At 35.5% G+C, this 18308-nt stretch carries 18 protein-coding genes; 15 read left to right on the top strand and 3 right to left on the bottom strand.

Annotation, left to right across the window (positions count from 1 at the left end):
* Nucleotides 1-6: 6 nt before the first annotated feature.
* The 12 genes from MHI40_RS16245 to MHI40_RS16190 all read left to right on the top strand — a co-directional run bounded on the left by MHI40_RS16245 (nt 7) and on the right by MHI40_RS16190 (nt 12483).
* The gene (locus tag MHI40_RS16245; RefSeq protein WP_093538302.1) at nt 7-1182 is read left to right on the top strand and encodes a sugar ABC transporter permease; all 1176 of its coding nucleotides are present in this window, start codon (nt 7-9) and stop codon (nt 1180-1182) included.
* 238 nt (nt 1183-1420) lie between these two features.
* Nucleotides 1421-2401, top strand: a complete 981-nt coding sequence (locus MHI40_RS16240; RefSeq protein WP_340763534.1) for a sugar ABC transporter substrate-binding protein — start codon at nt 1421-1423, stop codon at nt 2399-2401.
* On the top strand, nt 2398-3861 hold the full coding sequence (locus MHI40_RS16235) for a sensor histidine kinase (protein ID WP_340763533.1): 1464 nt from the start codon (nt 2398-2400) through the stop codon (nt 3859-3861). Before MHI40_RS16240 ends, MHI40_RS16235 begins: the two co-directional genes overlap by 4 nt.
* The gene (locus tag MHI40_RS16230) at nt 3836-5383 is read left to right on the top strand and encodes a response regulator (RefSeq protein ID WP_340763532.1); all 1548 of its coding nucleotides are present in this window, start codon (nt 3836-3838) and stop codon (nt 5381-5383) included. Before MHI40_RS16235 ends, MHI40_RS16230 begins: the two co-directional genes overlap by 26 nt.
* A gap of 12 nt (nt 5384-5395) precedes the next feature.
* A complete protein-coding gene (gene xylF, locus MHI40_RS16225) occupies nt 5396-6451 on the top strand; it encodes a D-xylose ABC transporter substrate-binding protein (RefSeq protein WP_340763531.1) in 1056 nt (351 codons plus the stop codon).
* 462 nt (nt 6452-6913) lie between these two features.
* Nucleotides 6914-8818, top strand: coding sequence for an endonuclease MutS2 (locus MHI40_RS16220; RefSeq protein ID WP_340763530.1), 1905 nt, complete (start codon nt 6914-6916; stop codon nt 8816-8818).
* A gap of 89 nt (nt 8819-8907) precedes the next feature.
* A complete protein-coding gene (locus MHI40_RS16215) occupies nt 8908-9084 on the top strand; it encodes a hypothetical protein (RefSeq protein WP_175496323.1) in 177 nt (58 codons plus the stop codon).
* 378 nt (nt 9085-9462) lie between these two features.
* The gene (locus tag MHI40_RS16210) at nt 9463-10170 is read left to right on the top strand and encodes a nucleotidyltransferase domain-containing protein (protein WP_340763529.1); all 708 of its coding nucleotides are present in this window, start codon (nt 9463-9465) and stop codon (nt 10168-10170) included.
* Nucleotides 10171-10187: 17 nt separating this feature from the next.
* On the top strand, nt 10188-10505 hold the full coding sequence (locus MHI40_RS16205; protein WP_340763528.1) for a hypothetical protein: 318 nt from the start codon (nt 10188-10190) through the stop codon (nt 10503-10505).
* Between the two features lie 130 nt (nt 10506-10635).
* Nucleotides 10636-11262: a lysozyme inhibitor LprI family protein gene (locus MHI40_RS16200; protein ID WP_340763527.1), complete on the top strand. Its 627-nt coding sequence runs from the start codon at nt 10636-10638 to the stop codon at nt 11260-11262.
* 123 nt (nt 11263-11385) lie between these two features.
* Nucleotides 11386-11880 (top strand): GNAT family N-acetyltransferase, encoded by a 495-nt coding sequence (locus MHI40_RS16195; protein ID WP_340763526.1) that lies wholly within the window; start codon nt 11386-11388, stop codon nt 11878-11880.
* A gap of 72 nt (nt 11881-11952) precedes the next feature.
* A complete protein-coding gene (locus MHI40_RS16190) occupies nt 11953-12483 on the top strand; it encodes a D-glycero-alpha-D-manno-heptose-1,7-bisphosphate 7-phosphatase (protein ID WP_093538311.1) in 531 nt (176 codons plus the stop codon).
* 79 nt (nt 12484-12562) lie between these two features.
* Here MHI40_RS16190 and MHI40_RS16185 read toward each other — a convergent pair whose 3' ends face one another.
* Genes MHI40_RS16185 through MHI40_RS16175 form a run of 3 tightly spaced genes read right to left on the bottom strand, consistent with a single transcriptional unit; the run spans nt 12563 to nt 16334 of the window.
* Nucleotides 12563-13660 carry a GerAB/ArcD/ProY family transporter gene (locus tag MHI40_RS16185; RefSeq protein ID WP_340763525.1) on the bottom strand — a complete coding sequence of 366 codons (1098 nt, stop codon included), beginning with the start codon at nt 13658-13660 and terminating at the stop codon, nt 12563-12565.
* 16 nt (nt 13661-13676) lie between these two features.
* A complete protein-coding gene (locus MHI40_RS16180; protein ID WP_340763524.1) occupies nt 13677-14837 on the bottom strand; it encodes a Ger(x)C family spore germination protein in 1161 nt (386 codons plus the stop codon).
* Nucleotides 14838-16334: a spore germination protein gene (locus MHI40_RS16175; protein WP_340763523.1), complete on the bottom strand. Its 1497-nt coding sequence runs from the start codon at nt 16332-16334 to the stop codon at nt 14838-14840.
* Between the two features lie 396 nt (nt 16335-16730).
* Between MHI40_RS16175 and MHI40_RS16170 the strand changes: the two genes are divergently transcribed.
* From MHI40_RS16170 to MHI40_RS16160, 3 genes are all read left to right on the top strand, one after another.
* Nucleotides 16731-17009, top strand: a complete 279-nt coding sequence (locus MHI40_RS16170) for a DUF1292 domain-containing protein (RefSeq protein WP_093538360.1) — start codon at nt 16731-16733, stop codon at nt 17007-17009.
* Nucleotides 17010-17085: 76 nt separating this feature from the next.
* On the top strand, nt 17086-17385 hold the full coding sequence (locus MHI40_RS16165) for a DUF1292 domain-containing protein (RefSeq protein WP_093538312.1): 300 nt from the start codon (nt 17086-17088) through the stop codon (nt 17383-17385).
* Between the two features lie 157 nt (nt 17386-17542).
* Nucleotides 17543-18292: an EcsC family protein gene (locus tag MHI40_RS16160; protein WP_340763522.1), complete on the top strand. Its 750-nt coding sequence runs from the start codon at nt 17543-17545 to the stop codon at nt 18290-18292.
* Nucleotides 18293-18308 lie beyond the last annotated feature (16 nt).

The raw sequence follows: 18308 nt of genomic DNA, 5'->3' as shown, positions 1-18308 counted from the left end.
ATAATGATGAACTTTTTTGGAGAAGCAAAAGCACTCGTCAAAGCCAACATTCGGGATTATGGAATGTATATTGCGTTAATATTCATTATGTTAACGTTTACGATTATGACGAACGGACTATTTATGTCCTCAAGAAACATTAGTAATCTATTGGATTCAGCAGGATATATCGCTGTATTGGCAGTAGGGATGACGCTCGTAATTGTCATTCGCCATATAGATTTATCGGTTGGATTTTTAGCAGGATTTTTAGGAGCAATTGCAGCAATATTTTTAACGCAAATGGGCGTGTCGGTTTGGATTACTATTCCAGCAATTTTAATCCTTGGAGCACTAATTGGATTGGTTAATGGTGTCTTAATCGCTAAAATAGGTATACCAGCCTTTGTAGCAACGCTTGCGGGAATGTTAATTTTCCGAGGTGCATTACTTCAAGTAACAGAAAAAACTGGAACTATTATTATTAAAGATGATCAATTTAATGCGATTGGGAATGGATTTATCCCTTCGATTATGCAAATAAATGGTTTGCATCTATTAACATTATTAGTTGGTTTAGTTGGGATTCTTTTATTTGTCTACAATGAAATTTCTACTCGTCGCAACAAAATGACTTATGGTTTTGAAGTTATGTCTAGTGGGTTATTCAGTGCGAAACTGGTGTTAATATCCGCAATTATTGGATATATTACATGGATTTTAGCAGGATACAATGGTTTATCATGGACAGTAATCATTATGATTATAGTAGTAGTTATCTATCATTTCTTAACGACGAAAACCGTACTTGGTCGCCATATTTACGCAGTCGGAAGTAATCCAGAAGCTGCTCATTTAAGTGGTATCAATGTACAAAAGATTACATATATCGTATTTGGATCGATGGGTATGCTCGCAGCATTATCTGGGATTCTATTTACTTCGAGACTACAATCAGCTACGACTACAGCAGGTACATTATTTGAACTGGATGCAATCGCTGCTGCTTATGTTGGAGGGGTATCTTCTGCTGGTGGTGTTGGTAAAGTAACAGGTGCTGTTATTGGTGCCATTGTAATGGCTTGCTTATCAAGCGGGATGAACTTGCTAGGTGTCGGTATATCTTATCAATACATGATCCGTGGAGGAGTTTTGGCAGGAGCGGTAATTTTCGATGTGATGACACGTAAGCAAAGAGCTTAATGTATAGGTTAATGTGGCACCCTTTCTTTCAAGGGGTGCCTTGTATTTTATCTAGGAGATTATGGAGTTACTTGCGATCAACTCATAGTTACTCATGGAAAGGGAAACAATACTTGCTCCAGTCGGTGAAGTATTTGTAAAAGGGATAAAAAGATTGGGAATCATCTGAATATAGGATTGTCAATTTAATTGAAGGTGTTAATATGGAAGAAACTAGCCTATGGAAAGGGGAAGGTGAATGAGAAAAACAATTGTTCTATTATTAGGAGCACTAATTATTATTTTTAGTTATTTAACAATTGTATCTGCAACAAAGGCTTTTCGGTCCTCTAGTGAATTACCTGCTTCCCTTTCCGAGATGGAAGATTCCATTCGCCTTGTATTGATAACACAAGAACTGGACACCCCTTTTTGGAATAAGGTTGGACAAGGAGCAAAACAGCAAGCAAAGCTAGAAAATGTGGAGCTCGAAGTATGGGGAAGCTATGGAAATAACGAAGACGATTTTTTGAAAAAGATGGAGATCGCCATTCACTCCAAAGTAGATGGAATCATTGTTCAAGGCCTGGACACGGATGAATTTAAAGAACTAACCAAAATTAAAGCTGCTTTTTATGGAATACCTGTTATTACAGTAGCTAACGATGTTCCGGTAGAAGAAAGCTTGCGCAAAACATATGTAGGATCCGACCAATTTGGGGCGGGTAAAATGGTTGCTTATGAACTGATTAAAGAAATGGGTACGTCTGGAGAAGTAATAGTTCTTAGAGATGAAGTTCAAGCATATTACCAAAAAGAGCGCTTGGCTGGAATACAAGATGTCCTCGAAAATTATCCGGAGATTGACATAATTATTAGAGGAACAGAAGACTCAAACGAACAAGTGATTTCGACAACCCAACAGCTTATGAATGATGTGCCGAGAGCTACTGCGTTTATCGCGATTAATGCAAATTATGCGGGACCTATGATTCAGGAAATAGGAAGACGAACGCAAGTAGAGCCGTATCATATTTATACGTTTGATGACGGAGTTGAATCGACTACTCTTTTGGAGCAGGGAAAACTAGATGGCATTTTAGAACAAAAACCAGAACAAATGGGCCAGGAAAGTGTGAAATGGCTCATGGAGTGGATTTCTGGAGAGACAGTTCCTCTAAATTCTGGTGGTTATTTGACGGAAACCAAGATGCTTGTATCAGATGGTGACAAGCCATGACTACTATTCAACGAAAGATTTGGCTACTCGTTTCTGTTATGTTGCTCATCATGGGAATTATTTGGATGACGCTCACTTATTACAATCAGCAAACACAAGAACAAACAAATTCTATTCTACAACGTTATTTACGCCTTAATGAAGTAACAATTGCTAGTCAAAAAATGATAACCGACTTAAATAATTATTTGTTGGATCCTACAGAAATACATAAAGTACAGATAGAAAAGAGTATTAAAACCATTGAGGAAGTTCAACAGGATGTAGTAAAGCTTCGCAATGAAGAAAATGCGTTTTCTGTTACGAATTATATTCATTTAATCGATAGTTTAGTAGAGACGGCCAATCGTTCTATATTATTTTCAGAAGAGCAGGAATTAGAGGGCTCCACTAATGAATTCAATGAGGCAAATCGTATATCAATGTACATATCAGAAATGACATTAACTATTTTAGAGCGGGAGTTAAAAACCTATAATCTATTTTACCGAGAAATCATCGATCAGTCAGAGGAGTTAAAAAAACTAGGAATCTGGATACTCCTTCTAGTAACAGCAGTGTTGCTTCTAGCTACTTATTGGTTCTCGCTCAGTATTACAAAACCTGTACATCAGCTTACGAAGGCTGCAAACGAGTTAGCACATGGTCGTTTCAATCAAAAAATAAAAGTAGAATCTAATGATGAAATTGCATTCCTAGCACAGACATTTGATACAATGCGCATAAATATTAATGACTTGATATTGGAGATTCAGCAAAAGGCACAGCTTGAACATGAACTTCAGCAAAGTAAGCTACTGTTAAAGGAGAGCCAATTAAAGAGTTTACAAAGCCAAATTAATCCCCATTTTTTGTTCAACACATTAAATACTTTGTCCAAGAAAGCTTACTTAGACGGTGCAGAGGAAACAAGTGATCTGTTAGTAAGTGTAGCTGGGTTACTGCGGTATAATCTGAAGCGGATCGATCGCTCAGTTACATTGTATGAGGAAGTTCTTGTGCTCTATCAATACATGGAAATACAGAGAGCACGCTTTGCTGACCGTCTGCATTTTGAAGCAAATATCGATGAATCCTGCTTACATGTTAATATTCCTGGCCTTACCCTTCAGCCTATTATCGAAAATGCTGTTATACATGCAATCGAACCAGAAGAGGATGGAGGTACTATCTCGGTTAGAATTTCAAGAGATGGGTCCTGGATTATTATGGAGATAGAGGATAGTGGGAAAGGTATTTCTCAGGAAAATATAGAATTGCTACTAAGTGAGCATCTGGATACAAATGTAGGACATTCCACTGGAATTGGGTTTCAGAATGTAGTGAAAAGGCTCCAACTATTTTACGGTGTAGAAAATTTAGTATCGATTGAAAGTGAAGAGGGTATTGGAACGAAAGTAATCATACAAATCCCAGAAACTAGGGAGGAGGTAAATGATGAGACTATTAATCGTGGATGATGAACCAATTGAGCGAGAGGGAATGAAGGCCATTATCCAAAAGGCATTTCCTGACCTTTTAATTGAACAGGCGAAAAACGGTAAAATGGCAATCGAATTAGCAGATACTTTTCAGCCTGACTTAGTCTTAATGGACATAATGATGCCGGGTATTAATGGATTAGAGGCCATTGAAGCAATGAAGGTTTCTCATCCGACTATCAAATTTGTCATGGTAACTGCTTTTGATATGTTCGATTATGCAAGACAGGCTATCAAACTTGGAGTAAAAGATTATTTATTGAAGCCTAGTAAAGCTAGTGAAATTGTTATAACAGTAGGAAGAGTATTAGATGAGTGTCAGAAAGAGCTAGAGGCAGAGAATAATAGTAAAATGCAAATCGAGAAGTGGGAACAGGCACTGACTTTGGCGGAAACGGATATTGTCACCCAGTTATTATTTGACCATGTTCATGAGGTCCATATTGATATGCTTGTAGAAATGCTTGAAACTCGTTCCACACTAGAAAAATTTGTAGTTGTACTTGTATTGCCAGAAGGTGCACATCATTATTATTTATCGATTAAAGAAAAGGTAAGAGCAACTGGAGATGCTTGGATAGGTGCTCTAAACGGGAGGCAGTTACCTCTAATTATTTTTCGAGATTCTAAGAGTAGCTTTCGATCGCAGGCGATAGCTTTAGCTAAATCCATTCTATCCTTGGGCACTGAGCGGCAAGGGACAGAGTGGTTCATAGGGATAGGTCAGGTATGTGAAAATCTAGATGAAATTCGCCTGTCTTACCAGGAGGCGCTTATTGCGACAATGGATACAACCTTAGCAGTTAAGTATAGATTTTATATGGACGTTCCAGCCCTTACTTTAGAAACCGATAATCATATTATTAAGCAGCAACAAAAAGAATTTTTTGATCATATCCGGCTTGGGGATTGGGCTGCTATTCGTACCCGTTTGTTGGAAGTAATTCAGCAATATGAAAATGTGGGCAATTCATTGATCTATACTCAGCAACGCATACTCGAATTACTTTGGGTGGCAAACCGTGTAATGGATGAAATGGGAATGGAAACGAATGCATTGTTTTTCTCGTTCCAGGCAAATGATTATAGACAGTTACGAACAGAAACACTATTACTGTTGGAACAGATGAATGCTGTTTATAACGCCCATTACGATCAAATAGAAGCTGATAAGATACATCAAATTCAACAGTATATTCGTGAACATTCACATGAAGATATTTCTTTGGATGCACTAGCATATCGAGTGAATTTGAGCCCAATTTATATTAGTAAAATGTTTAAGGAAAAGCTAGGCGTCAACTATATAGACTATTTAACAGAGTGCCGCATTGAAAAAGCAAAAAAATTATTGAATGACCCAGAGAAAAGTTTAAAAGAGATAACCTTTGAAATTGGTTATCATGAACCCAATTACTTTAGTAAAGTATTCAAGAAAATGTGTGGCGTGTCTCCGAAAGAATATAGAAAAACATTATGGACTAAAAAAGCGGAAGTCTAGAGGAGGAGACAGATGAAAAGTAAGTTTATGACCGTTTGTCTTTTCGGAATGACCATGTTTCTTTTTTCCTGCACGGATAACTCTGTACCTAAAACTCAAGAGCCGGAACATAGTCCAGTTGTTAATGAGGAAGGGCCTGTTAGAATTGGTTTTTCCATGGATACATTGCTAGAGGAGCGTTGGCTAAAAGACCGTGAATTGTTTAAAGAGGCTGTAGAAAATCTAGGAGCAGAAGTAGAGATTGTTGCTGCAAATGGTGACGATGCGTTACAGATTTCACAAGCAGAGACACTTATTCAAAGTGGTATCGATCTATTGGTAATCGTACCTCATAATGCGGCAGCTACAGCAGCAATCGTCCATAAAGCACATCTTGCGGGAATCCAAGTAATTGCTTATGATCGTCTAGTTAAAAATGCAGAGGTCGATATGTACATTTCGTTTGATAATGAACAAGTTGGTAAAATGCAAGCGGAGGCTATGACGGCACTTGTTCCAAAGGGGAATTACGTCTTTATAGGAGGAGCCATCACGGATAATAATGCACATCTTTTAAAAAAAGGTGTATTTAAGGTGTTGCAACCATTTATAGAAAGTGGAGATATTCACGTTGTCTATGACCAATGGACGAAAGATTGGACTCCTGCAAATGCCCAGGCCAATATGGAACAAGCTATTCGTAATTCGAATGGTCAAATTGATGCAGTGATTGCTGCAAACGATGCTACAGCTGGCGGTGCCATTCAAGCACTCCAGAATCATGGACTAATTAGTCAAATACCAGTAGCGGGACAAGATGCAGATCTCGCTGGTGTTCAAAGAATTGTAGTTGGAACACAAACAATGACTGTTTATAAGCCTATTAAGATACTTACTCAAAAAGTAGCGGAAATAGCGGTAGCCATGGCAAAGGGAGAAAAAGTAACTGCCAACCAACAAGTCAATAATGGGAAGAAGGAAGTGCCATCCATATTACTACCCCCAATTGCAGTGAATATAGATAATATTGAAAGTACTGTAATTGAGGACGGTTTTCATGCCGCAGAAGAAGTATATGCAAGAGAATGAGAGTAAGATATTAGGATGTGAGCTTCTAATTCCAAGCATAATTCCCGATTGACTCTCTTTTTGAATGATGCTATAGTGTAAATATTCTAATAAAAGGTGTGGTGAAGTATGTCTGAAGTAGGTATGAGCTAATTTTCATTAGTTTAATAAGGTGTGTAAAAATCTGGTGATAAACCAGCTTGTTTAGTACGCCTTGTTCTACATTGTTTTTCAATGTGGATACCTACCTTAAGACTGCTTCCTTTCCATAGTTCGTTTAACATGATGTATGTTAGGACGAAGAGTGTGGTGGGATTTGTCCTGCTGTGCTCTTTTTGTTCTTCACTTTTTGTGAACGATTTATATGCCTTGTCTAATATACTTGGCAGATGCCCGCAGAAGCTTTCTATCCATTTTTAAAAATGGAGTGGTAGGAAACTTTTTTGCGGGCATTTTTTTATTATTCTTAATGGAGGTAAGTAAATGAATACGATGGCATATGAAAAATTACAATATAACGAACTAAAAGAGCTGGTGAAATCTTACTGTGTTAGCAGCTTGGGGAAGGAATTAATGGATAATCTTTTTCCGAGTCCAAACAGTAAAGTAGTAGAAAATAGACTAAACGAGACAACTGAAGCGAGAAGACTGTTAGATGCAGAAAATCATCTTCCATTAAAGGGTATCTCCAATATTAATCACCTAATGGAGAAACTAGAAAAAGGGATTATTTTGGGTCCCTCTGAGTTGGTAGCAATATCGGACTTCTTAAGAGGATGTAGGATGATTAAGAAATTCATGTTAGGGAAGGAATTTTTTGCGCCTATTCTTCATTCTTATGCTTATTCCATGATGGAGTTTACGATGATTGAAGAAATGATTAATGCTTCTATTAGAGGGAATATCGTAGATTCTGAAGCGAGCAGAGAGTTAAAACGTATACGAAATCAAATAGTAAAAACCGAAGAAAAGATTGAGGAGCGGCTTAATAAATTTCTCAAAAGTAGTGCCAACAAAGAATATATACAGGAATTTTTTATCAGTAAAAAAGATGATAGATTTACTATCCCGATTAAAGCGTCCTATAAAAACCAAGTACAGGGTACGATTATTGACTCGTCCTCTAAAGGATCTACGGTATTTATTGAACCAGCAACAATCACTAAATTTAACGGAGATCTTGCAATTCTTAAATCGGAAGAATCAATAGAAGAGTATCAAATTTTAGCTACTATTTCTGGAATGATTCAAGAGGAAAATAGACAAATTCTTATTAATATTAATTTGATTGCTCAGTATGACATGATTTTTGCAAAAGCGAAATTCAGTAAAAGCATCGATGGTATTGAACCTAAGTTAAACAATTATGGTTATATCCATTTAAAAAATTGCAAGCATCCACTTTTATCAGGTAATATCGTACCTCTAGATTTTGAAATTGGGAAGAACTATCGTAGTTTGATAATTACTGGACCAAATGCGGGTGGAAAAACGGTAGTGCTGAAGACGATTGGTATTTTAACTCTTGCTGTCATGTCCGGATTTCATATAGCCGCTGATGTGGGGACGGAAATAGCGGTGGTCGATAACTTATTTGTTGATATCGGAGACAATCAGAGTATTGAAAATGCTCTTAGCACTTTTTCTTCTCATATGAAAAATATTTCGGAAATTATGAGCGTATCAACAAATAATACATTACTTCTCTTCGATGAAATAGGTAGTGGAACTGAACCAAATGAAGGAGCAGCACTAGCTATTGCAATCTTGGAGGAATTTTATCAAATGGGTTGTATAACAGTGGCAACAACCCACTATGGTGAGATAAAGCGCTATTCTGAAATCCATAGTGATTTTATGAATGCAGCGATGCAGTTTGATAGTGAAGTATTAGAGCCGATGTATAAGCTTCTCATTGGTAAGTCGGGAGAAAGTAATGCGCTATGGATTTCTAAAAAAATGAATATTCGGGAGAAAGTTTTACAAAAAGCTCAAAATTATATTGAAAGTAAAACATATGATTTAGGCCGTGTAAGAGAAAATAAGATTAAAAAACCAACTACTCTCATGGCTACACAAGTAGAAACGTACTGCTTCGAAAGAGGAGACAGGGTAAAATTACTTGAAAATGACGATTTTGGTATCGTGTATGAGAAAAAGGATCACCAGAATAATGTGTCTGTTTTCTACAACAATGAAGTAATTAAGCAGAATATAAAAAGAATAGTGTTGGAGGGAAAAGCGGCGGACTTATACCCAGAAGGATATGATTTATCTACATTATTTGTAAGCTATACGGAAAGGAAATTCAACCATGACATAGAAAGAGGTTCCAAAAAAGCTTTAAGAAAAATAGCTAAGGAAATAAAAAACAAATCCAATAAGTAGGAAATGGCTAAGTAAGCTTACTCTCTATTTATTCAATAAGAATAAAACTCTCCAGCTAGAGCAAATTAGACTCTAGGAGGTGAATAGTCATGAGTAAAAACAACAAAAAAACAATCAATGTCAGAACTCATAATAGTTACGAGCTGTATAAAAACCCAACGAATAATCCTGATGAGGAGTTTTCAGAAGAGTTTGTAGAGATATCCAAAAATAAGATAACGAATGAAATTAATAAAAACCCCTCTAACAAAAGAAAAAATAATTAATATATAAAAGGTGAGATTAATTGGAGCTCACCTTTTTCTTGTATTTATTTACCCTAGCAAGCATATTGTGTTTCCCGCTATTAGTTATATAAACTTTATCTTAAATTATACATGATGGTGTCATACTACCAAATTCTATGTGGATTTTCTCTACTATTGTTTCAAACTTTTCTAAAGCAACTAATGCATTATTACCACTTCTTTTATTTTTTGCTTATAGTCCATAAATATACTAATGAGTAAACTAATTGGATTTCTATATCGCCTGAGATTTAGAGTAGCTATTAATAGCCTGAACATTCTCCGATATAAGGAAATTCTATGCAGGGATATATTTCTTTCTATCGAATTTAAATTAGAAAGGAAAGGGTGAAGGAAATGAATAAAAATAATCCTGTAGAAGGAGCTCAAAAATTTGTACATAAGTATTTTCCAAATTGTAATGGGGCCTTGTTAGCAGGGAGTGTCATTCGGGGAGAGGCGACCGAAACGTCTGATTTAGACATTGTAATTTTTGATGAAACCTTTCCTTCTTCCTATCGAGAGACATTTATAGAATTCGAGTGGCCAATTGAAGTGTTTGTACATAATGGAAGCTCCTATAAGTCGTTTTTTGACAGTGATCGAGAGCGTGCACAACCTTCCCTGCCTCGAATGGTGTCAGAGGGAATTATTTTAAGAGACGATGGGATTATAGAAGCTATAAAAAAAGAAGCGGAGGAACTTTTAAAGGAAGGACCAGAAAAATGGACCGAGAAAACTATACAAATCAAACGGTATTTTCTTACAGATACATTAGATGATTTTATAGGAAGCTCTAATAGAGCAGAAGGAATATTCATCGCAAACACATTAGCAGAACGTACAAGCGAATTTGTTCTTAGAACTAACCAACGTTGGATAGGAACTTCTAAATGGATTGTTCGCTCTTTAAAAGCATTTGATGAAGACTTCGCCAATCAATTTATTGAAGCGTTTGATACATATTACACAACCGGCGATAAAAGCAGAGTAATTTGTTTAGTAGAGGCAGCGATGGAACCTCATGGGGGAAGGTTGTTAGAAGGTTTTTCATCAGGAAAATGATGGAATAAGGAGGTCTTATGAGAACTATAATTGGAATATTATCCATATTATTTGGAGCATTGTTTATAAATATCACAATTAATCAATTCGAGAAAACAGGAAATATTATGCTGACCTTTTACGGGATAACGTTATGTGTACTCGGTGCTAATGTACTTAGCAATCGAAAAATAACAAATGGAAAAATTTACACAAGAGTTATAGGAATAGGTATTGCGATGATATTATTTGGAGTTGCGTTCGTATTGAAACCAGGTGAAGCAGGTAGCAGTTTTGGAATGACCATAATTATCCTTGGTTTGTTATTTTCATTAGTAGATTATTTAGAACTATAGGATAATGAGCTGGAATGAAGTCGATGCCGACTAATAAAAGAATTTTGCAAACTTTTTACTCTTGTTCGACGTCTAATAAATACTAACTATAAAAAGTCCGGTTTAATAGGCATATAACAGGAGGAATAGTGTGAAGAATTTATTGGTTTTTTTAATGCCAATGATGCTATTGGTAGGATGCAATAATGAGGAGACAGAACCGGCTACAGAAACCGATAAGCTAGGAAGCGAGACGGTAATAGACGAGCCAAAAGAAGAGGTTGAAGAAAGTGATGTAGAAGAGACTACTATTGTTGAAGAAGATAAAGATAATAATGTAGTGGAGGAAAATAAGAATAAGCCAGTAGTCCAGGAAAAACCTGTAACTAAAGAAAAAACAGAAACTGTAAATCTCTCCGGAACAAAAGATAAATATTTAAAGCAGCTAAATGACATTGAAAATAGTCTAGGTGATTTAAACAATCAATACAATAATGGTACACAAACCGAGATGAACGAAGCAAAGTCAAAAATTTTAAATAAATGGGATGCAGCTTTAAACGAGATCTATGGTGTATTGAAAAAACAGCTGTCTGCAGATGAAATGAGTAGTCTAAAAGTGGAACAGCGAAATTGGATTAAACAAAGAGATCAAAAGGCTAAAGATGAGTCCTCTGTTTTTACAGGTGGAACAATGGAAGCTACTATATACGTATCTACACAGGCACAGCTGACGAAAGAACGCTGTTATGAATTAGTACAAAAATATATGAAATGAAAATAGAGTTGAAAGTCAGCGAATGTTGATTTTCAACTATTTTTGTACTTACTCAATATACCTGAAGGAATAATTACTCATTTGTTGAATTAAACAATAGGCTTAAATATGAGGTGAAAAACCATGTGGATCATTAAAAATATGGAGAATAAGGAACTGGAATTCTTGAAGGATATGCTATATGAATCGATTTATATGCCGGAGGATGTAAAAGATAAAGCAAAGCTATTAAACTCCCCTTCAATAAAAAAGTATTATGAAGATTGGGGAAGAAAAGGAGATATAGCATTAATAGCAACTGATGCCAATAATAGAGCAGTAGGAGCAGTTTGGTATAGAATTTTTGATGAATCTAATATGGGATATGGCTATGTAGACAATCAAACTCCGGAATTAGGAATCGCAGTTATGAAAGAAGCAAGAGGATTAGGAGTAGGCACTTTACTTATGAAAAAGATAATCGAACAGGCTGCAGTGGATGGATTTAAAACGCTCTCCTTAAGTGTTGACCCTGATAACAGAAGCGCAGTTCATATTTATCGGCAGCTAGGTTTTGTAGACTATGGCATATCAGGGACATCAATTACGATGATTTACCGAGAAGAGAGCAAAGTTTAATATTAAATAATAAAGTCAGTTTGGGGAACAACTAAAGTGACTATTTAAATCTTAAACAAGGGTGTGTTTCACATGAAGACTGCAGTTTTCTTGGATCGGGATGGTGTAATCAATGAGGTGCTCACGGAGCGAGTTAAATTTGTGAACAAACCAGAGCAGCTATACTTTTTACAAGGGGTCCCTGAAGCTATTAAGAAATTGAACGCTTCCTTCGATCATATATTTGTCGTTACCAATCAAGGAGGAGTAGGATTGGGGTTTATGAAGGAATCCCAGCTGCAAAGAATCCATGACCATATGATTGCAGTTTTAAAAAAGGAAGGTGCTACTATTCATGAGGTAGTGTACTGTCCGCATAAGCCAAAGTCTGGTTGTGCATGTCGAAAGCCAAACAGTAAGTTAATAGTAGATCTGGGTAAAAAGTATAATGTGGATTTGTCCAAATCCTATATGGTAGGGGATACGGACACAGATATTATTGCTGGGAAAAAAGCCGGAACAAAAGGAGTTTTTCTAGGGAAAAGTGACCCTATCGCGGATGCTGTATTTCCGGATCTTATAAGCGCTGTAGAATGGATTTTACAGGATGCAAAAACAAGTTAAAGGAATTCGCCGAAGGCACTGACAGATATAATTCATACACATAATCTTTTTATAATAATTGTTTAAGACAACGAAGTACTTATTGTGCCTTTTTTTTCTTATCTTTTATAAAAATAATAATGCTTAGTAATAAAGGTAGACCTACCCAAAAAGGTAAAATAAATGGTATGCCAACTACTCGAGGAAACTCGATAGATATTTCAACAACATTGCGAGGTAGCAGAGAGAGAAAGTAGGTTATACCTGCGATATAAAACACCATCTTTTGTCTGTTCTTTTTAATGGTGTACCTTGAAAAACCGTAACTAGTTACAAATAAATATAAACAAATTTTCAAGAAAATACTTAATATCCAAACCGTTATTACAATTGCATCTAAATTTTCAATGACTCCAAAAATTGATATGTACCTTTCTAAAATTAAAAAAGGATATAAATGTGTAGAGGCAATTTTAACTCCGAATGTAGTAATAATCGACGTAACGGTCAGTAAATATAGTAGACCACTTGTAAGAATACTCCACATCAAAAATTTATCTTTTTTTGGATGAAATTTACTAAGATTAAAAATCCATAATATTAATACACAATCCGTCAAAAAAGCAGCAGGTCCTAAGGAACCGGTTAAAACATCTAAAATGCCACTGTCATACCAAAAGGGTAGTAGGTGTTTAAAATCCATATTTACTATACCGAGTAGAATAGGAGATACAATTCCCAACAAAAGAATGGGTCCAAAAATCTCAGCTAGACGACCTATAACTCCCAAGCCATGAAAAGTTGGATAAATGGCTGCGGCTAAAATACAAAATATTATCACACTAATAGGTGTCTTTGGCAAAACAGTGCTCGAGACAAACTCTCCGTATTGTCTAAGTATTACTGCTAATACAACTGTAAAAGAAATTAATGAAAATATAGATAATAGCCTACCAAACCATTTCCCTGCAATTGTTTCTATAATTTCATGAAACTCCATAGTTGGATATCTAGTGCAGACTTTTATAGAAAACCACAAAGTAAGTAGGGAAATTAATATTGCTATTAAAGAGGACAACCAAGCATCTTGTTTGGCTATTTTAATTGATGCTGAGGGTGTAAGTAGCATATTCATAATTACCTGCATACTTAAAAATAGCCAAAATAATTGTTTATGTGTCAATACATTATCATTCAAATTCATAACACCTGCTCTACTTCTTGATATTAAGATTTGTAACTCCTGGATTTTTTATATTCACTTCCACTTGAATGGATATTTCTATATTTTCATACTGTTCTTCCCAGTTTCCTTTTATTTCGTCAGTTTCCTTAGGGTAACTACGATGAAATACTTCATAGAATTGTAGGACATCAGCTTTTAAGTCTTTTTGTATATGATTTAAGAAATTTTCTATATCTTCTTTTATTTTCTTAGAGAACTCTTTCTCTAATTCATTCTTAACAGTTGCATTATATATGTCGAGGTTTGTGGAGTTTTGTAGAATTACTAAATCGGACTTTACTTTAAGTTTAATGATCCATTTTTCCTTTTCTATTAGAGGTGTAACTTTGCTAGACTTTTTACTTGTTTCTACAGTCACTTTACCATTTTCACCATCAGGATTAATGGTAATAGGAATAATAGTCTTCGGAAACAACAGCCACTGACTGCCAATATCTTTATCCCCAGTGATAATTGAAATCATTTTTCCTTGATATATAATAGCAGACCCTTTGACCGCGAAAGAGTCGATTGTATCTCCTGAAGTCTTAATGCTGTTAGTGCTGCTAATAGGAATGAGACCGGCTTGAGAATTATTTACAAGCATTTCCTCTGTATCTTTTAATGTAATAGACTTTAAATAACGAGACTTTGGAATCTTACTAAATAATTCGGCGGTATTTATATTGACAAATTTATTTAATTCGACTTTAGCTTTTTCTTGGCTAATATAAATTTGAGCTTGTTCTCTTGGTTCACCAGTTCTAACAAGAAAATCAAGTTGCTTACCTAGTTCATTTTTTGCAAGTTCACTCCCAAAGATAAAAATATTTGAGTGTCCCCAAAAGATTTCTCTAGGAACTTCTGATTCCAGCTTCATTACCGCATCTGAAAATGTGTCTCCAGTAATTGAAACTGAATAGGAATTCTTACTAGATCCACTTTCTTCCCCACTTGCACCCCCTGATGGATTAGGTACATATAACAAAAAGGTTACTTCTATTTGCTCATCTTCTATTTGATCAATACCTGTAGCAATTACTATGGCTAGATCGTTGACTTCCATTACGTCCCAACAACCGGAAAGAAAAATTGAAGTTAATATTAGTGTAAAATATATTTTTAAGGAACTAAGATGTTTTTTAATCATTTATTTCCCTTCATTTCGTCGATTAGGATTAATAGATGAATAAATAGTCGGTCTTTTTTTCATATATTTAAGTGGTACTCTTATTAAAACATCTCTAAACAAAGAAGAATCATTTGGAGTCAAAGGTGCTAAATAAGATATACCGAATGATTTTAGTGAACAAAGATGACTAGCAATTATTAAAACCCCTAACATTAGACCAACTAGCCCCAACATTCCAGAAAGGAACATTATCGGGAAGGGAATCCATCTAAGTACTATACTTATTGGATACTGAGGTAACAAAAATGAGGAAATACCAGTAATAGCTACAATCATAACCATAGGTGCGGAAACTAGTCCTGCTTGAATCGCCGCTTGTCCAATGACCAAGGTTCCTACTATACTGACCGTGGAACCCATTTGTTTTGGCAAACGAATCCCAGCCTCTCGAAGTACTTCAAATATTACTTGCATGAGCAAAGCTTCTAAGAATGCAGGAAAAGGAATTTCCTCTCTACTTTGTGCTATTCTCAGTAAAAGAGTAGTAGGGATCATTTCTTGATGAAAAGTCAAAATCGCTATATAGGCAGATGGGGCGAGTACTGCAACCATTAGAAAAAGATATCTGAGCCACCTACTAAGAGTTCCGTTGATAAACCTTTCTGTGTAATCCTCAGGAGATTGCAAAAGAGTAAAGAGAGTAACTGGAACCATTAATACAAATGGAACACCATCGATAAAAATAGCCACTCTTCCCTCTAAAAGAGCTGCAGCTACTACTTCCGGTCGCTCACTGTATTGAACTTGTGGAAACAGAGAGGACCAATTGCTTTCTAATGCTTCTTCAATAGAAGCAGTAGAAAGAATGGCATCAACATCAATCATCGATAACCTTTCTTTTACATCCTCTACAATCTGTAGATTGGCGATACCTACAATATAAGATATATAAATAGAAGTATGTGAATATGATCCGATTACAACAGAACTCATTTTTAGAGAAGGAGTTTTTATTTTTCTTCTAACAAGAGATAAGTTAGTATTGACAGACTCTATAAATCCTTCTCTTGATCCAATCACAACAGACTCTGCTTGAGGCTCTTCAATCGATCTTTTTTCATAACTAGAAATACGATAGGAAACAGCCTGGTTTTCTATAGCATTAAAGAGAATGGTATTTCCATCTGCAATCTCGTCAATGATTTGTAGTGTATTAGAAAGAAGCTTTGCATTTGTTATATTTGTTACATGAGATATAGTCGACGCTAAATCTGGTGAAACTATTCTTGTATTTTGTATGGGCTTAATAATATGTTCGTGGATCTTTTCTTGGTCACTTAGACCACTTACAAAAATGAGAAGATAGGCAGATTGTTCAGAAGAAAAAGGATGAAAAACTATATCATCGCAGTTTTTATAAATTTCTTTCAATATTTTTGTTTTCTCTTCAAGTGAGGACGGGAGAATTTCATAAGATTTAACAAATTCTTTTAAATGAAGATCTGCTGTTTTCATCAAAACTCCTCTTCCTTAATGTTTATTTAATTATTTCCAACTTAACTCGTTATCATTCAAGTTTGAAGACATTAGAGCTAAAGAAAAAGTTCATAATGAGATATTTGATTTTGTAACCTGAGTTCCCTGAAATGGATGACATATAGAATTAAATAAGGACAAGGAATGAAATGAATCATCAAGCGTATAATTTGAAAAGGAGTAGGATTTTGCTAAAGACTCGTGAATATGAGATGATTTGAATATGCATGGATCCACGAATAAAACCATATGTATGTGAAATACTATATGGATAAACAAATCATATAAGTTTTGTGTAAATGCAAGTTGTATTGGGTAGTGAATACTAGAAAGAATACGTGATATTAATAGGAGGAATTTGAAATGGAAGAAAAAATGGGTAGTATTGAAGTAGGAGAAATCCTAACGGTATTAGATGAAGAAGATCGCGAACAAGAGATCGAAGTAATCGGGCTTTTAACAATTGAAGAAAAAGAATATGCAGCAGTTGCATTTGCGGAGGATACGCAAGAAGAAACCGACGAAGACATGGATGTATTCTTTTTCCAAGTAGTTGAAGGTGAGGACTTAGCGGAAATCGAAACAGATGAAGAATTTGAAAAAGTATCTGCAGCATTTCTTGAAGCTGAAGAAGCAGTAGAAGACGAAGAATAGAAAAACTAGAAAAGAGAGGATAATCTCCTCTTTTTTTCAATTACTAGTAGGATAGCTTTGGTAGGAGGTAAATGGAATGTTACAAAATGAAGGTAAACTAGATATTGGCAGTACATTTAAAGTATTAGATGAAAATAACCAAGAACAAGAAATGAAAGTTGTAGGGTATTTGACTGTAGAACAGATGGAATATGTTGCAGTCATTTTCCTTGAGGATATACAAGAAGATTCTGAAGAAGATATAGGTATTTTCTTTTTCCGGTTAGATGAAGACAAAAACTTTGTCATGATGGAAAGCGACGAAGAGTTCGAAAATGTATCGGCAGCATATATCAAGCTAGAGAAAAATAACTTTGCTAAAAAGAAAAAAAGATAAATACTTGTAACTTTAAAGCATGATACCTAACACAATAGGTATCATGTTTTTTATTACATCTTCAGGCGGAGATACAACCGTACCTAGGGGCTAATTTTAATATAGCTATAATAAGATAAAATGAATAATAATAGTAAAAGATCAGGGGGTAGAACTAGTGGATACGTATAGATGGAAAGTTGAAGAGGAACTATTTCTTTGGAAAAGGAAGATGACGAAACGAACGGGATTAATAGGTCGTACGTCTAAGAATGTACAAACAAAGGTTAACGGACTTATTCCTGAAAAGGTCCATCAAGTGATAACGGAAAGTATTAAGAATATGGTAAAGATGACGCTTGTTGGGTCAAATATAAAAATGAAAAAAAGGCTGCCACTGGAACTTAACCTTCAGGAGCGAGATGAACTTTTACAGGAAAAACTTACTACGTTCCGAAAAACTGCTGTAGTAGAAGGAGCAGGGACAGGAGCAGGAGGTATACTCCTTGGACTCGCTGACTTCCCGCTACTATTATCAATTAAGATGAAGTTTCTCTTTGAAGCAGCGACGGTTTATGGATTCGACACGGATGAATACGAGGAAAGGTTATATATACTGCATATATTCCTTTTAGCTTTTTCTAGTGAGGAAAAAAGAAAAGAAACGCTAGAAATTATGGAGCACTGGGAGCAACAAAAGAGCTTAATTGGCGAGATGGATTGGCGAGATTTCCAACAGGAATATCGGGATTATATTGATCTAGTGAAAATGCTCCAATTACTCCCTGGAATAGGAGCGATGGTAGGAGCTGTTGCTAACTATAATTTGCTCGATCAACTTGGTGAAACAGCGATGAATTCATACCGACTTCGTTTATTGTCAAAAAATGGTCTTGAAATAACAAAGGGCATTGACTTTAATAATTAGATTCCATACCAAATTA

The organism is Psychrobacillus sp. FSL H8-0510 (assembly GCF_038008345.1).
In the GTDB taxonomy this organism is placed as follows: Bacteria; Bacillota; Bacilli; order Bacillales_A; family Planococcaceae; genus Psychrobacillus; species Psychrobacillus psychrotolerans.
The sequence above is the reverse complement of the archived record's forward strand: the minus strand, read 5'-3'. Positions and strand labels throughout refer to the sequence as shown.

What these genes read in the sequence shown, in the direction of transcription:
- MHI40_RS16245 (WP_093538302.1), top strand. Translation starts at nt 7, where the DNA reads ATGAACTTTTTTGGAGAAGCAAAAGCACTCGTCAAAGCCAACATTCGG.
- MHI40_RS16215 (WP_175496323.1), top strand. Translation starts at nt 8,908, where the DNA reads ATGAGTAAAAACAACAAAAAAACAATCAATGTCAGAACTCATAATAGT.
- MHI40_RS16240 (WP_340763534.1), top strand. Translation starts at nt 1,421, where the DNA reads ATGAGAAAAACAATTGTTCTATTATTAGGAGCACTAATTATTATTTTT.
- MHI40_RS16165 (WP_093538312.1), top strand. Translation starts at nt 17,086, where the DNA reads ATGTTACAAAATGAAGGTAAACTAGATATTGGCAGTACATTTAAAGTA.
- MHI40_RS16180 (WP_340763524.1), bottom strand. Translation starts at nt 14,837, where the DNA reads ATGATTAAAAAACATCTTAGTTCCTTAAAAATATATTTTACACTAATA.
- MHI40_RS16230 (WP_340763532.1), top strand. Translation starts at nt 3,836, where the DNA reads ATGATGAGACTATTAATCGTGGATGATGAACCAATTGAGCGAGAGGGA.
- MHI40_RS16205 (WP_340763528.1), top strand. Translation starts at nt 10,188, where the DNA reads ATGAGAACTATAATTGGAATATTATCCATATTATTTGGAGCATTGTTT.
- MHI40_RS16210 (WP_340763529.1), top strand. Translation starts at nt 9,463, where the DNA reads ATGAATAAAAATAATCCTGTAGAAGGAGCTCAAAAATTTGTACATAAG.
- MHI40_RS16170 (WP_093538360.1), top strand. Translation starts at nt 16,731, where the DNA reads ATGGGTAGTATTGAAGTAGGAGAAATCCTAACGGTATTAGATGAAGAA.
- MHI40_RS16175 (WP_340763523.1), bottom strand. Translation starts at nt 16,334, where the DNA reads ATGAAAACAGCAGATCTTCATTTAAAAGAATTTGTTAAATCTTATGAA.
- MHI40_RS16220 (WP_340763530.1), top strand. Translation starts at nt 6,914, where the DNA reads ATGAATACGATGGCATATGAAAAATTACAATATAACGAACTAAAAGAG.
- MHI40_RS16235 (WP_340763533.1), top strand. Translation starts at nt 2,398, where the DNA reads ATGACTACTATTCAACGAAAGATTTGGCTACTCGTTTCTGTTATGTTG.
- MHI40_RS16190 (WP_093538311.1), top strand. Translation starts at nt 11,953, where the DNA reads ATGAAGACTGCAGTTTTCTTGGATCGGGATGGTGTAATCAATGAGGTG.
- xylF (WP_340763531.1), top strand. Translation starts at nt 5,396, where the DNA reads ATGAAAAGTAAGTTTATGACCGTTTGTCTTTTCGGAATGACCATGTTT.
- MHI40_RS16195 (WP_340763526.1), top strand. Translation starts at nt 11,386, where the DNA reads ATGTGGATCATTAAAAATATGGAGAATAAGGAACTGGAATTCTTGAAG.